The organism is Glycomyces sp. TRM65418 (assembly GCF_019710475.1).
GTDB lineage: Bacteria > Actinomycetota > Actinomycetes > Mycobacteriales > Micromonosporaceae > Glycomyces.
On sequence record NZ_JAJFAX010000004.1, the window covers coordinates 149257 to 163557 of the forward strand.

Annotated in this window: 11 protein-coding genes; 5 read left to right on the forward strand and 6 right to left on the reverse strand. The window is 70.8% G+C overall.

The window, feature by feature from the left end:
* Positions 1 to 22: 22 nt before the first annotated feature.
* The 3 genes from leuA to K3N28_RS11040 form a co-directional block, all read right to left on the reverse strand.
* Positions 23 to 1804, reverse strand: coding sequence for a 2-isopropylmalate synthase (gene leuA / locus K3N28_RS11030; RefSeq protein ID WP_374209741.1), 1782 nt, complete (start codon positions 1802 to 1804; stop codon positions 23 to 25).
* Between the two features lie 200 nt (positions 1805 to 2004).
* Positions 2005 to 2583, reverse strand: a complete 579-nt coding sequence (locus K3N28_RS11035; protein WP_228092586.1) for a nitroreductase family protein — start codon at positions 2581 to 2583, stop codon at positions 2005 to 2007.
* A gap of 222 nt (positions 2584 to 2805) precedes the next feature.
* On the reverse strand, positions 2806 to 3573 hold the full coding sequence (locus K3N28_RS11040) for a hypothetical protein (protein ID WP_228092587.1): 768 nt from the start codon (positions 3571 to 3573) through the stop codon (positions 2806 to 2808).
* A gap of 154 nt (positions 3574 to 3727) precedes the next feature.
* Here K3N28_RS11040 and K3N28_RS11045 point away from each other — a divergent pair, with 154 nt between their 5' ends.
* On the forward strand, positions 3728 to 4993 hold the full coding sequence (locus tag K3N28_RS11045) for an aspartate kinase (protein ID WP_308062137.1): 1266 nt from the start codon (positions 3728 to 3730) through the stop codon (positions 4991 to 4993).
* 2 nt (positions 4994 to 4995) lie between these two features.
* On the forward strand, positions 4996 to 6063 hold the full coding sequence (locus K3N28_RS11050) for an aspartate-semialdehyde dehydrogenase (protein ID WP_228092588.1): 1068 nt from the start codon (positions 4996 to 4998) through the stop codon (positions 6061 to 6063).
* Positions 6064 to 6151: 88 nt separating this feature from the next.
* On the opposite strand, the gene K3N28_RS11055 is transcribed toward K3N28_RS11050, so the two are convergent.
* Together K3N28_RS11055 and K3N28_RS11060 are read right to left on the reverse strand one after the other, a co-directional pair.
* Complete coding sequence (locus K3N28_RS11055; RefSeq protein ID WP_228092589.1) at positions 6152 to 6946, reverse strand: hypothetical protein; 795 nt, start codon at positions 6944 to 6946, stop codon at positions 6152 to 6154.
* Positions 6939 to 7886 carry an ABC transporter ATP-binding protein gene (locus K3N28_RS11060; RefSeq protein ID WP_228092590.1) on the reverse strand — a complete coding sequence of 316 codons (948 nt, stop codon included), beginning with the start codon at positions 7884 to 7886 and terminating at the stop codon, positions 6939 to 6941. The genes K3N28_RS11055 and K3N28_RS11060 overlap by 8 nt, the downstream gene beginning before the upstream one ends.
* 309 nt (positions 7887 to 8195) lie before the next feature.
* Between K3N28_RS11060 and cysS the strand changes: the two genes are divergently transcribed.
* The 3 genes from cysS to K3N28_RS11075 all read left to right on the forward strand — a co-directional run bounded on the left by cysS (position 8196) and on the right by K3N28_RS11075 (position 13565).
* Complete coding sequence (gene cysS, locus K3N28_RS11065) at positions 8196 to 9593, forward strand: cysteine--tRNA ligase (protein ID WP_228092591.1); 1398 nt, start codon at positions 8196 to 8198, stop codon at positions 9591 to 9593.
* Positions 9594 to 9638: 45 nt separating this feature from the next.
* The gene (rlmB, locus tag K3N28_RS11070; RefSeq protein ID WP_228092592.1) at positions 9639 to 10643 is read left to right on the forward strand and encodes a 23S rRNA (guanosine(2251)-2'-O)-methyltransferase RlmB; all 1005 of its coding nucleotides are present in this window, start codon (positions 9639 to 9641) and stop codon (positions 10641 to 10643) included.
* A 330-nt stretch (positions 10644 to 10973) separates the two neighbouring features.
* A complete protein-coding gene (locus K3N28_RS11075; protein WP_228092593.1) occupies positions 10974 to 13565 on the forward strand; it encodes an Hsp70 family protein in 2592 nt (863 codons plus the stop codon).
* On the opposite strand, the gene K3N28_RS11080 is transcribed toward K3N28_RS11075, so the two are convergent.
* Positions 13544 to 13987: a hypothetical protein gene (locus K3N28_RS11080; RefSeq protein ID WP_228092594.1), complete on the reverse strand. Its 444-nt coding sequence runs from the start codon at positions 13985 to 13987 to the stop codon at positions 13544 to 13546. The two genes, K3N28_RS11075 and K3N28_RS11080, sit on opposite strands and share 22 nt — an antisense overlap.
* Between the last annotated feature and the right edge of the window lie 314 nt (positions 13988 to 14301).

Below are 14301 nucleotides of genomic sequence, written 5' to 3' on the forward strand. Positions count from 1 at the left end.
GGTCCGCCCCTGCGCGTGCGGGTCAGGCCCGGTTGTAGGCGCTCGCGACCGCGCGCATCGTCGCCAGGACGATGTTCGGGTGGACGCCCGCGCCCCAGACGGTCTTGCCGTCGATCGCGCATTCCACGTAGGCCGCCGCCTGGGCGTGCTGGCCCGCCGACAGGGCGTGCTCGGCGTAGTCCAGGACCTCCACGTCCACGCCGACCGTGCTCAGCGCGTCGGTGAAGGCCGAGAGCGGGCCGTTGCCGGTGCCGGAGACCTTCTGCTCCACGCCGTTCAGGACGATCTGCGCGTCCAGCGTCAGCGTCTCGCCCGCGTGCGCGGTGGTGTGGTCCTCCACGACCAGGCGCGGCGTCGGCTGGTACTCGGGGTGGTACTCGCGCCGGAAGATCTCGTGGATCTCGCCGGTCGAGACCTCCTTGCCGGAGGCGTCGGTGTGCCGCTGGATCGCCTGGCTGAACTCGATCTGCATGCGCCGCGGCAGGTCGAAGCCGTACTCGCTCTGCATGACGTACGCGACGCCGCCCTTGCCGGACTGCGAGTTGACGCGGATGACCGCCTCGTAGGTGCGCCCCACGTCCTTCGGGTCGATCGGCAGGTACGGTACGCCCCAGGTGAACTCGTCCACCGGGACGCCCGCCGCGGCGGCGTCGGCCTCCAGGTGCGCGAAGCCCTTCTTGATCGCGTCCTGGTGCGAACCGGAGAACGCCGTGTACACCAGGTCCCCGGCGTACGGGTGCCGCTCGGGCACCGGCAGCTGGTTGCAGTACTCGACGGCGCGTTTGATCTCGTCGATGTTGGAGAAGTCCACGCCCGGGTCCACGCCCTGGCTGAACAGGTTCATGCCCAGCGTCACCAGGCAGACGTTGCCGGTGCGCTCGCCGTTGCCGAACAGGCAGCCCTCGACGCGGTCGGCGCCGGCCTGGACGGCCAGTTCGGCCGCTGCGACGCCGGTGCCGCGGTCGTTGTGCGGGTGCACCGACAGGATCAGCGACTCGCGGTTCGGCAGGTTGCGGTGCATCCACTCGATCGAGTCGGCGTACACGTTCGGCGTCGCCATCTCCACGGTCGCCGGCAGGTTCACGATCAGCGGCCAGTCGGGGGTCGGCTGGATGACCTCGGCGACCTTGCCGCACACCTCGACGGCGTAGTCCAGCTCGGTGCCGGTGTACGACTCGGGGGAGTACTCGTAGCGGATCGCCGTGTCGGGGGTGTGCATCTCGGCGTACTTCAGGCACAGCCGCGCGCCCTGCGTCGCGATGTCGGTGATGCCGTCCTTGTCCAGGCCGAACACGACGCGGCGCTGCAGCGTCGAGGTCGAGTTGTAGAAGTGGACGATGGCCTGCTTGGCGCCGCGCAGGCTCTCGAAGGTCCGCTCGATCAGGTGTTCGCGGCACTGGGTCAGGACCTGGATGGTGACGTCGTCGGGGATGAGGTCCTGCTCGATCAGCAGCCGCACGAAGTCGAAGTCGGTCTGCGAGGCCGAGGGGAAGCCCACCTCGATCTCCTTGTACCCCATGTCGACCAGCAGCTGGAACATCTTCTTCTTGCGGTCGGGGGTCATCGGGTCGATGAGGGCCTGGTTGCCGTCGCGCAGGTCCACCGCGCACCAGACCGGCGCCGTCTCGGTGACCTTGTCGGGCCACGTGCGGTCGGGCAGGGCGACCTTGAACTGGGATTGGTAAGGCTGGTACCGCTTGGCGCGGTCGGAGAACGCGGTGCGTTGGGACGACGTGGAAGTCACGGATGCTCCTGTGATGATCGCTGGTGGTCTGAAGCCGTAGGTGCCTGAGCCAGCCGGCATGCGAAAACCCGCGACGAGGAGCCGACCTAGTTGGCCCCGCCGCGGCGACTAAGGAGCATCGTGAACCGCATGACCCATGGAGCCTACACCGCGACGGCGACCCGGGTCGAGACCGATGCCCGAATGCTGGGACCGTACGCGTGAAGGCTGAGACGCCGCGACCGGCGTCGTGCCCGGTCCGCGGTCCCGTGCCCGCCGCCCTACGGCTTGATGAGCAGGTCCTCGATCGCCAGTCGCGCACGCGGCGCCCGGTCCGGGCCCGCCACCGACTCGGCCAGCGCGGCCGGGTCGCCGGGGACGCCGATCGCGGCCACCGCGGTCGGCACCAGCGTCTCGGGCAGCGCGAACTCGGCGGCCAATGCGGCCGCGTCGAACCCGGCCATCTGACGGACGGTGAGGCCTTCGGCGGCGGCCTGGAACGTCAGGTGCGCCATGGCCTGCCCGAGGTCGTACATGGCGTGCCCGAGCGGGCCGCGCTCGTTGGCCTCGGTGCGCACGGCCACGAGCAGCGCGGACGCGTGCGACGCCCATTCGCGGTTGCCGGGGTTGAGGCAGTCGACGACGCGCTTGAACTCGCCGGTGTCGCGCTTGGCGAGGAGGAACCGCCACGGCTGGGTGTTGCCGGAGCTTGGGGCCCAGCGGGCGGCTTCGAGAAGGGCGGTGACCTGGGCGTCCGTCAGGTCGACGTCGGGGGCGAAGGCGCGGGTGGAGTGCCGGGAGGCGAGCAGCGGGTGGATGGGGACCGCGGTCTGGGCGTGGCGGTCGGCGGTTGCGGTCATGCGCGTTCCTTCGATTGCTGTCGTGGCGCCGCCCGTGCCGGGGTCCGCTCGGGGCCTTCCGGGGCGGCGTCTTGCGGTCGCGGCGCTGTCGCGTCCGGCGGCATCGTCGTCGCCGACGGGACGGGCGCCATCGTTCATGGTGCCACGCGCGGCTGTGGGAACCGCGGTTCGTGTCGGCTTCCTTACTCTCCTGTGGTGCCTTCGGGCGCTCCTGAGGCGCCTTCACGCTCCCGTGGCGCCCTCGGTCGCTTCTGTGGCGCCTTCGGCGGCGGGCGTCGGCGACGGGGTCGCGCCGGGAGCCGGCGTGGCCGTCGCGGACGGGTCGACCGACGGGCTCGGCTCCTCGGGCGCCTTGCGGTCCAGCGGCTCGGCGTCGACGATCTCGCCGGGGAGCGCGACCGTGGCCGCCGCCGGCTCGGGCGGGGCGGCGAGTTCGAGGGTCCCGAAGTCGCCGCTTGCGACGGACAGGATCGTCCCGGCCGCGTCGAGGCACCATTCGCCGGGCGGGATCGGCGTGTCGACCACGACCGTGTTCGGCGTGAGGGTGAAGCAGTCGCCTTCCTGCGCGACGGCGAACGGCAGGTGCCGGTCGAGCAGCTGCGGGAGCCACTCGACGAACGGCAGCTGCACCCGCGGGTCGTAGGCCCGGGGGATCTCGCCGGTGATCCCGGCGAGCTTCACGCACCGGTCCGCGGCGCACTGGAAGAACCCGCCGGTCGTCCAGGCCACCGTCACGTCGACCGTGCCGCCGAGCGCCCAGTCGGGCACGTCAACGCGCCACGTGCCGTCCTCCGCGGCCCAGACCGTGACGACACCGCCCGCGGACCACGCGTACTCGGCGGTGAACGTCGCGTCGAGGGCCTTGCTGACCCGGCCGATGAGCGTCGCCTGGGCGCTCGCGCGCCTCGGCGCCTGCTCGGTCTGGTCGACCGCCGTGGCCGTCCCGCACCCCGCCACGGCCAGCAGCACCGCTGTCGTGAGCGCCGCCACAATGCCTGTCCATCTCCATGCCACCGCCCGATTCTCGTGTCCCCGGAGCGAGAACGACCTGGCGACACACCGGTACTCGCAGCTAAGGTGAGGTGGCCGCCCGCTCGCGGGTGGCTCCGAGTGACCCCAGACACGAGCGAGTGAGGTGGAATCCGTGGCGCTAGTCGTGCAGAAGTACGGCGGATCATCGGTGGAGAATGCTGAGCGCGTCAAGCGCGTCGCCGAGCGAGTGGTCGCGACGCGAAAGCGCGGCGACGACGTCGTCGTCGTCGTCTCCGCCATGGGTGACACCACCGACGAGCTGCTCGACCTCGCAGCCCAGGTCTCGCCCCTGCCCGAACCGAGGGAACTCGACATGCTGCTGACCGCCGGAGAGCGCATCTCCATGGCGCTGCTGGCGATGGCGATCAACAACCTCGGCTTCCAGGCCCGCTCGTTCACCGGCTCCCAGGCCGGCATGATCACCACCGCCGCGCACGGGGTCGCCCGCATCATCGACGTCACGCCCGGCCGGATCCGCTCCTCGCTCGACGAGGGGTTCATCACGATCGTGGCCGGGTTCCAAGGCGTCAGCCAGGACACCAAGGACATCACCACGCTCGGCCGCGGCGGCTCGGACACGACCGCCGTCGCCCTGGCCGCGGCCCTGAACGCGGACGTCTGCGAGATCTACTCGGACGTGGACGGCGTGTTCACGGCCGACCCGCGGATCGTGCCCAACGCGAAGAAGCTCGACACGATCACGTTCGAGGAGATGCTGGAGATGGCCGCCTCCGGCGCCAAGATCCTGCACCTGCGCAGCGTGGAATACGCCCGGCGGTACGGGATGCCGCTGCACGTCCGTTCGTCGTACTCGACCAAGACCGGCACGATGGTGTCGGGTTACATGGAGGAGCTGCCCGTGGAGCAAGCACTCATCAGCGGCGTCGCGCACGACCGCTCCGAGGCCAAGATCACCGTCACCCGCGTCCCGGACAAGCCCGGCGCGGCCGCCTCGATCTTCCAGGTCATCGCCGACGCCGAGATCGACATCGACATGATCGTGCAGAACGTGTCGACCGCCGGCAACGGCCACACCGACATCTCCTTCACGCTGCCGAAGGAGGCCGGCCCGAAGGCGACCGGCGCGCTGAAGAAGCACCAGGCCGAGATCGGCTTCGAGAAGATCATCTTCGACGAGAACATCGGCAAGATCTCCCTGATCGGCGCCGGGATGCGCTCGCACCCGGGCGTGACGGCGAACTTCTGCCAGGCGCTCGCGGACGCGGGCGTCAACATCGAGATCATCTCGACCTCGGAGATCCGCATCTCCGTGGTCTGCCGCGACACCGACCTGGACGCGGCCGTGCGCGCGGTGCACGACAAGTTCGAACTGGGCGGCGCCGAAGAGGCCGTCGTATACGCGGGGACGGGGCGATAAGTATGGCGCGCAAGCTGAATGTGGCCATCGTCGGCGCCACGGGCGTCGTCGGGTCGATCATGCGGCGGCTCATCGCCGAGGAGCGCGACAACTGGGGCGAGGTCCGCCTCATCGCCTCGCCGCGGTCGGCGGGCAAGCTCCTGTCGGTCGGGAACGAGACCCTCGAAGTGCAGGCCATCAGCGCCGAGGCCTTCGACGGGATCGACATCGCCCACTTCGACCTGCCGGACGAGGTGAGCGCCGAGTGGGTGCCCGTGGCCGCCGAGCTGGGCGTGGTCGTCATCGACAAGTCCGGCTACTTCCGGATGGACCCGGACGTGCCGCTGGTGTGCCGCGAGGCCAACCCGGAGGAGGCCCGCAACCGGCCCAAGGGCATCATCGCGAACGCCAACTGCACCACCCTGGCGCTCATCCCGACGCTCGCGGCGCTCGACGAGCACTTCGGGCTCGTGTCGATGTCGGTGGCCTCGTACCAGGCCGCGTCCGGCTCGGGCAAGGAAGGCCTCGAGGCGCTGTACGCGCAGCTGCAGAAGATCAACGGCGTCGACCGGATCGGCACCGAGCCCGGTGACGTGCGCGCGGTGCTCGGCGAGGAGTTCAACGCGCCGTTCGGGGCGCCGCTGGCGCTGAACGTGGTCCCGAAGGTGGGCGGCTGGAAGGACGACGGCTGGACCTCGGAGGAGCTGAAGGTCCGCAACGAGTCCCGCAAGATCCTGGGCCTGCCGGACCTGAAGGTCGCGTCGACGTGCGTGCGGGTGCCGGTGGCCGTGGGCCACTCGCAGGTCGTGCACGCGACGTTCGACCGCGAGGTGACCGTGGCCGAGGCGCACCGCGTGCTCGCGGCGGCGGACGGCGTGGACCTGGTGGACGACCCGGCGAACATGGTGTTCCCGATGCCGATCGACTCGGTCGGCAAGGGCGGCACGCAGGTCGGGCGGATCCGCCAGTCGATCGACTTCCCGAACTCGCTGGAGTTCTTCGTCGTCGCCGACAACCTCATGAAGGGCGCGGCCCTGAACTCGATCGAGACCGCGGACCTCGTGCGCCGGGAACTCGAAGCCGGGGCGTAGGCCCGGCGGCGAGCACACGAGCGGCGAGCACACGACGCGGCCCCGAGGCGAACGCCTCGGGGCCGCGGTTCGCACTGCGTCGCGCTTTTTAAGCGTCGCGCTTCTTGAACAGGATCCAAGCGCCCGTGATGATCAGGGCCGCGAAGACCGCGAACACGCCGCCGGAGGCCCAGCGGCCGAAGAAGTCGAAGTCCGGCATGCCGGGTCCGCTCATGTCCTGGACCGCCAGGTCCACCACCATCATCCGCGCGCCGGACATGAACGGCAGGAACTTCACCACCGGCACCAGCCAGTCCGCCATCGGCAGGAACGACAGCCCGAAGATCAGCGTCTCGAGGATCAGCGGCACCAGGAAGATCACGACCAGCGCCGAGGGCACGCCCCGGAACAGCAGGCCCAGGCCGAGCCCCACCAGCGTGTAGATCAGCGTGTAGAGCACGTACCCGAGCAGGGCCGACCGCAGGGGGTCCTCGAACAGGCCCGGCACCTCGCCCCAGAACACCAGGAGCGCGACCGCGTTGAGCGCCATCGACGCCACCGTCACGGCCACGGTCACCGCCGCCACCACCAGGATCTTCGCGGCGACGAGCCGCGAGCGCTGCGGCAGCGCCGTCAGCGTCGGCTGGATCGTCCCGTGCCGGTACTCGTGTCCGGTCGTGAAGATCCCGATGATCGCCATGAACACGGCCAGGAACGGGATGCCGAACGCGGCGCCGCCGTTGAGGCCCGCCGCCACGGTCTCCGAGGTCAGCGGCTCCTCGTTCACCGCGATCCCGGCGATGACCGGGATCGCGAGCGAGCAGAGCACGCCGACTCCGATGAGCCAGTACGTCGAACGCAGCGTCGTCAGCCGCGTCCATTCGTAGCGCAGGGCATCAAGCATGGTCGGCACCGCCGGTCTTCTCGGTCGCAGGGGCGATCGGCTCGGTCGCGACGAACTCCTCGGAGGCGCCCGTCGCGGACATGAACGCCTCTTCGAGGGAGGCGCTGCGGGTGGACAGCTCGGACAGTTCGACGTTCTCGGTGAACGCCAGGTGCCCGACCGCGCCGATCTCCATGCCGGAGACGACCAGTTCGCCGTCCTCGCCCTTCACGACCTCCGCGCCCGCGCCCTCCAGCGCGGACGCGAGCGCGTCGGCGGAGGGGCTGCGGACGATCACGGTGGACTGCGTGAACTCGCGCACGAACTGGTCCACGTCGCCGTTGAAGAGCATGTTGCCGCGGCCGATGACCACGAGTTCGTCGGCCATCAGCTGCATCTCCGACAAGAGGTGGCTGGAGACGAAGATGGTGCGGCCCTCGGACGCGAGGTGCTTGAGCATGTCGCGCATCCAGTGGATGCCGTGCGGGTCGAGGCCGTTCGTCGGCTCGTCCAGCAGCAGGATGCGCGGGTCGCCGAGCAGCGCCTGCGCGAGGCCGAGCCGCTGGGCCATGCCCAGTGAATAGCCCTTCGGCTTCTTGCGCTTCACCGCGGCGAGGCCGACGAGCTCCATCACCTCGTCGACGCGCTTGTCGCCGACGCCGTTGGCGGCGGCGAGCATCCGCAGGTGGTTGCGGGCCGAGCGGGTGGGGTGGAACGGCTTCGCCTCCAGCAGCGTGCCCACCTTGTTCATGGGGCGGCGGATGTCGGTGAACCGCTCGCCGTCGAAGCGGGTCTCACCCTCGCCGTGGTCGAGGCCGAGCATCAGCCTCATGGTGGTGGACTTCCCGGAGCCGTTGGGCCCCAGGAAGCCGGTGACGACGCCGGGCCGGACTTCGAACGTCAGGCGGTCGACCGCCACGGTCTTCCGGTATCGCTTGTACAGACCTTCCGCGGTGATCATCAGGCTCCTCTTCGCATCGAGGGGTGGGGCGGGGTCCAAGGGGACGCGAGCAGTCTATGAGGCCGCCGCCGTCCGGCACACCGGCTCGCGGACGGAGATCGGCCTCCTGCCAGGGGAGGAGACGAGCATGAGCGGCAGTACCGGGGTACTACCCGGGCCGCGCGGGAAGCGCGGGCGCCAGGACCGGTCGAGCACTCCCGACCCACAGGGAGCAAGGGCACCGGGACTGGCCGAGCACTCCGGTTTCGTGCGCCGGACACGCGGGGTCGGGCGTTCCCCGCGGGTGGCCTGGTTGTTTAGACTTGTCGGGTGAGCCTGCGACTGTACGACACCGGCACCCGATCCGTTCGCGAATTCCAGCCCCGGAATCCCGGCCGAGTCGGTGTCTACCTGTGCGGCCTCACCGTCCAGGGTCCGCCGCACATCGGGCACCTGCGCACCGGCGTCGCCTACGACGTCCTCGTGCGCTGGCTGCGCCGCACCGGCTACGACGTCACCTACGTGCGCAACGTCACCGACGTCGACGACAAGATCTTCGTGCGCGCCGAGGAGCAGGGCCGCCCCTGGTGGTCGATCGCCTACGAGAACGAGCGCATCACCAACCGCGACTACGCCCTCCTCGGCGTCGAACGGCCCACCTACGAGCCCCGCGCCACCGGCCACATCACCCAGATGATCGACCTCATCGCCGATCTCGTCGAGCGCGGGCACGCCTACGTCACCGAGGTCGGCAACGTCTGGTTCTCGGTCGCCTCCTGGCCCGACTACGGCGAGCTCTCCCACCGCCGGCCCGACGACATGATCGCCAGCCCCGACACCGGTGACAAGCGCGACTCCCGCGACTTCGGCCTCTGGAAGGCCCACAAGCCCGGCGAGCCGCTCGACGCCGCCTGGACCTCGCCGTGGGGCCCCGGCCGCCCCGGCTGGCACATCGAGTGCTCCGCGATGGCCCGCCGCTACCTCGGCGACGCCTTCGACATCCACGGCGGCGGCACCGACATCATGTTCCCCCACCACGAGAACGAGCTCGCCCAGTCCCGCGCCGCCGGCCTCGGCTTCGCGAACTTCTGGGTGCACAACGGCCTGCTCAACCTCGCCGGCACCAAGATGTCCAAGTCCCTCGGCAACACGCTCAGCGTCACCGCCCTAGGGGAGAAGGGCTTCCCGCCCGCCGCCATCCGCTACTTCCTGACCACCGGCCAGTACCGGTCCCCGCTCGACTTCTCCGAGTCCGCCCTCACCGAGGCCCAGTCCGCGTGGGACCGCCTCTCCAACTTCGTGCACCGTGCGGCCGAAGCGCTGGGCGTCGAGTCGACCATCGGCGGCACGCTGAGCGCCGACTTCGTCGCCGCCATGGATGACGATTTGAACACACCCGCGGCCGTCGCCGCGATCCACGACATGGCCCGCGAAGGCAACGCCGCGCTCGACGCGGGCGACGACACGGCCGCGACCAGCATCGCGGGCGGTGTCCGAGCTATGCTCGATCAGCTCGGCCTCGACCCGCTCGACCCGCAATGGGACGAACCGGGGGACGCGAAGCTGACCGGCGCGGTCGACGCGCTGGTGAAGATCGCGCTCGAACAGCGCGCCGAGGCCAGGGCCCGCAAGGACTACGCGGCTGCCGACCGCATCCGCGACGAGCTCGCGCACGCCGGCATCACCGTCAAAGACACCCCTCGCGGTCCCGTGTGGACTGTGGACTAGGCGGACGCCTGCCACCAACCAGCCAGACCAGGGGATGCTGAACCGATGAGCACCAAGGGTGGAAACCCGAACCGCCGCAAGACCGCCAAAGCCGGACCCAAGATCGGATCGGGCGGCGGCAAGAAGGGCCTCGCCGGGAAGGGCCGCACCCTCAAGGCCGCGGACCGCCCCTGGCACAAGGAGTACCAAGGGGACGACAAGCCCCGCAAGACCCAGTGGAAGCAGGCCAAGGAGCGCGCCAAGGCCGCCGCCGAAGGCCGCACCACCAACATCGGTAAGGCCAAACCGCAGCGCGACCGCCGCCGCGACGACGAGCCCGAGCTGATCCTGGGCCGCAATCCCGTCGTGGAGGCCCTGCGCGCCAAGGTCCCGGCCACGGCCCTGTACGTGGCCTTCGGCACCGAGCTCGACGACCGCGTCGCCGAGTCCGTGCGCCTGGCGACCAACCGCGACCTCCCCGTCAAGGAACTCGCCCGCCGCGACCTCGACCGCCGCACCGGCAACGCCCTCCACCAGGGCATCGGCCTGGAGATCGAGCCGTACCGGTACGCCGACTTCGACGACCTCGTCGAGCTCAGCAAGACCTCCGGCACCGCGCCGCTGCTGGTCGCGCTCGACGGCGTCACCGACCCGCGCAACCTCGGGGCGATCATCCGCTCCACCGCCGCGTTCGGCGGCCACGGGCTCATCATCCCGTCCAAGCGCGCCGCGTCCGTGACGGCCGTCGCCTGGCGCACCAGCGCCGGCGCCGCCGCGCGGCTGCCGGTCGCCAAGGTCGTCAACCTGACGCGCACGATCCAGGCGTGCCAGCAGGCCGGGTTCATGACCGTCGCGCTCGACGGCGGCGGCGATGTCGACGTGTTCGACCTGCCCGTCGCCGCCGATCCGCTGCTCGTCGTCGTCGGCGACGAAGGCAAGGGCGTCTCGCGCCTGGTCGCCGAGACCTGCGACCACATCGCGAGCATCCCGATCGCCAGCGAGGTCGAGTCGCTCAACGCCTCCGTGGCCGCCTCGATCGCCTTGGCCGAGATCCAGCGCCAGCGCCGCTAGCGGCGGCCCCACGGCCTCGAAGGCGCTGAGGCCCGCACGACCGCAGGACCGCCTCGCGCGGTCCTGCGGTGGCACCTGCCGGCGGTCGACCACCGCGCCGCCGCTCCTTCAGCCGCGGTCGCTCCCGTGCGGGCCCCTCTGCGACCGCCTGCGAGGCCTCCGCAACCGCTCCCAGGCTTCCGCGGCCGAGACCGCCCCGGCGAGGCGTGCTGGACGTCGGCGACGGCTCCCGCCCGGCCACAACCGGTCATCCCGTGACCGCGCGAGTCGCCGCACCCCACTAACCTGGAACGATCCTGCACGCCCTAGCGCCCTCGGAGCTGCACCCTCATGCCGGCTGATTACCTCCTGAGCGTCGACCTCGGCACCTCGCACACGGTGGCGGTCGTCGTCTGGCCCGACGGTCGCACCCGCCCGCTGCTGTTCGACGGCTCCCCGGTGATGCCCTCCGCGGTCTTCCTCGACCCCGCCGGCACCCTCCACACCGGACGCGACGCCGAGCGTCTCGCGCTCACCGCGCCCGAACGGTTCGAACCGAACCCCAAGCAGCGCATCGGCGACGGCACGATCCTCCTGGGCGACCGCGAGGTCCCCGTGACCGCCGCGTTCGCCGCGATCCTCTCCCGCGTCGCCAGGACCGCCGTCGAATCCGTCGGCCACCTGCCGGACGCCGTCCTCACCTGCCCCGCCGCCTGGTCCGAGCAGCGCCGCGGCACCCTCCACGACGCCGCCGCGCAGGCCGGCTACCGGCCGGTCAAGATCCTCACCGAACCCGTCGCCGCCGCCCACTACTACACCTCCCGCCTCGCGAACCCTCTCGCCGCCGGCCAGGCCCTCGCCGTCTTCGACTTCGGCGGCGGGACCCTCGACATCGCCGTCCTCGAACGCCGCCAGGACGGCTCGTTCGGCGTCCTCGCCGACGGCGGCCTCCACGACCTCGGCGGCCTCGACTTCGACGCCGCCCTCGTCGCCCACATCGGCGAGACCGTCCGCCAGCGCGAGCCCGAGATCTGGAAGCGCCTCGAGAACCCCAGCGGCGCCTCCGAACTGCGCAACCGCCGCGAACTGTGGGAAGAGGTGCGCGCCGCCAAGGAGATGCTCTCCCGCTCCTCGGTCGCGCCCGTCACCGTCCCCGACATGGCCCAGTCGCTCCACCTGACCCGGGGCGAGCTCGACCAGATCTCCCGTCCGCTCCTGTCCCGCGCGGTGGGCGAGACCCAACGCGTCCTCGCCCTCACCGGCCGGCACCCCTCGCACCTCGCCGGCCTCTTCCTCGTCGGCGGCTCCAGCCGCATGCCCATGGTGGCGAAGATGCTCCACGAAGGGCTCGGCATCGCCCCCACCGTGCTGGAGCAGCCCGAACTGCCCGTGAGCGAGGGCGCGGCCCTCGCCCTGGCCGGCCCCGCGCCCATGACGCCTCCGGCGCCGGTCTCCCCGCCCATGGTGTCGACGACCTCGCCGATGGCCGCGTCCTCGCCGCCGACGCAGGCCGGCAGCCTGCCTCCGGTCACGCCCGGCACGGACGAGACGCTCATGCTGCGCCGCAGCGAACCGCAGAGGCCCAAGTCGAAGATCCGTCCGAAGTGGATCGCGATCGCCGCGACGGTCGTCGTGCTCGCCATCGCCCTCCCGCTCGGCTGGCGGTGGATCACCGACCCGTACAAGCAGCGGCCGTTCGCCGAGCGGCTCGACGAGGTCGGCGATCCGATCGCCCTCGCCGCCGAAGCCGACGGCTCGCTCTACGCGGTCCGCACCTGGGGCGACAAGGCACTGTTCGCCTACACCACGGGTTCCAGCAACGCCGACGGCCAAGAGCTGCACGTCCGCGCCGTCGACGCCGCCACCGGCGAACCCCTGTGGGAGGAGGACCAGGTCTACACGGGTGACGGCTGGGACTCGCAGCAGTTCTTCGTCTCCGAGGAGCTCATCGCCTTCCCCCAGGAGGTCGACACCTCGGGCGGCGGCTCCGAGTACCGGTACCGCTTCATCGACTGGGAGACCGGCGAGACCCGCAACACGGTGTCCAGCGCCGACACCTGGGCGGGCCGCAGCGGCGACCTCCTGGCGGTCGGTCCCTCGGGCGGCAACGCCTTCACCGTCTACGACGCCGACGGCGAGACGGTCACGAGCATCGAGGTCGGCGACGCGGAGGCGGGCGTCACGATCGCCGGCTGGGACTTCGTCGGCACCCCCGACGACCTCGGGAAGCCGTCGCAGCCCGCCAACGGCGACGGCCGGGTCTGGCTGCTCACCAGCGACAACGTCGTGCACGTCTACGACCTCGAATCGGGCGAGACGCTCGCGGAGCGGGAGCTCGAGACCGTCGACGACGACTATTTCGCCTGGGACGGCCTGCTGTACATCACGGTCGACAAGGAGACCGGATACGAGCTGAACGTCTACGACATCGAGGACGGCCTGTCCCGAGTGGACAGCGAGTTCGTGGAGTCGCCCAGCGCCCCCGAGACGATGGTCGCCTGCGGCGAGACCTACGTGTGCGTGCGCGAAACCGTCGCCGACGCCACCGACGTGTACACCTGGAGCGTCTACGACTCCGGCCGGAACGAGGTGACGGAGACCTTCGACGACGCCGAGTACCGCTACATCGAACCGATCGGCAACCGGCTCATGGTCGAGTACTACGAGGGCGACGACGTGCGGACCCAGATCTACGACAAGGACTTCGACCGGGTCGGCAACAGTCTCGACGAGACCTTCGACGCCATCGACGGCGGCAGCGCCCTCTCCTGGCCCGGCGGCGGCTTCACCTCCGATGTCGGCAACGTCATCGGCCTCGGCCGCGACGGCACCCGCTCCACCCTCCGCACCGAGCTGGAGATCTACGGCTGCGACGCCTCCGACACGCGCCTGGCGTGCTTCACCCTCGACGGCATGCAGATCTACTCGATCCGCGACGAGTGAGACCCGGGCCGCCGCAAGGCGGTCCCGTAGGCGTCGAACCGCGGGCGGGGCAGTTTCCAGCACCCCAGCGGGAACACCGTCGCCGGCATCGCGATCCACAATGCGGTCAGCGTGCTGAGCGTCGACCCGACCCGACCGGCCTCGGTCTCCAGCATGACGAACGAGACGAGGCCGAAGACCCAGGCCGTCACCGGGACGATCCAGGGCAGGCCCCGCGCCACGGCACTGCGCGAGGTCAGCGCCACGACCGCGACGGCCATGACGAGGGTGTAGGAGACCGTGTCGGCGACGGGTTCGAGGCCCGGGTAGCCGTCGTCCTCCAGGGAGAGCACGTCGGCCAGGACCGGTCCGCTGAGCCACCGGGCCGCGGCGAACAGCAAGGCGACGAGCGGACCGCCGATGACCTCGGGATGGCGGCGCAAGAGCGAACCGCGCTGCTCAGTGGAGTGTTCGTGTGGCCATGGTCGATACCGTCCGCAACCGGATCACCACCGAATTCGTGCCATCGTTGCCGGACCTCCATGACATCGGCTGTGCCGACGCCCGGTTCCGGCCGGTATTTTCCCCGCTTTCCGCCGACCGGGACGCGGCCCCCTCCCTTCGGAGGGGACGCCGCGGCCGCGCCCCTCCATCGGAGGGATTCCGGCATTCACGGCCCCTCCCTTCGGAGGGGACGCGCAACCTCGCCGATCCCCTGCCGCGCCTTGGCTTCAAGCGGATCGACCGATCCGCCTGA

What these genes read in the sequence shown, in the direction of transcription:
- K3N28_RS11050 (WP_228092588.1), top strand. Translation starts at nt 4,996, where the DNA reads ATGGCGCGCAAGCTGAATGTGGCCATCGTCGGCGCCACGGGCGTCGTC.
- K3N28_RS11035 (WP_228092586.1), bottom strand. Translation starts at nt 2,583, where the DNA reads ATGACCGCAACCGCCGACCGCCACGCCCAGACCGCGGTCCCCATCCAC.
- K3N28_RS11055 (WP_228092589.1), bottom strand. Translation starts at nt 6,946, where the DNA reads ATGCTTGATGCCCTGCGCTACGAATGGACGCGGCTGACGACGCTGCGT.
- leuA (WP_374209741.1), bottom strand. Translation starts at nt 1,804, where the DNA reads ATGCCGGCTGGCTCAGGCACCTACGGCTTCAGACCACCAGCGATCATC.
- K3N28_RS11075 (WP_228092593.1), top strand. Translation starts at nt 10,974, where the DNA reads ATGCCGGCTGATTACCTCCTGAGCGTCGACCTCGGCACCTCGCACACG.
- rlmB (WP_228092592.1), top strand. Translation starts at nt 9,639, where the DNA reads ATGAGCACCAAGGGTGGAAACCCGAACCGCCGCAAGACCGCCAAAGCC.
- K3N28_RS11060 (WP_228092590.1), bottom strand. Translation starts at nt 7,886, where the DNA reads ATGATCACCGCGGAAGGTCTGTACAAGCGATACCGGAAGACCGTGGCG.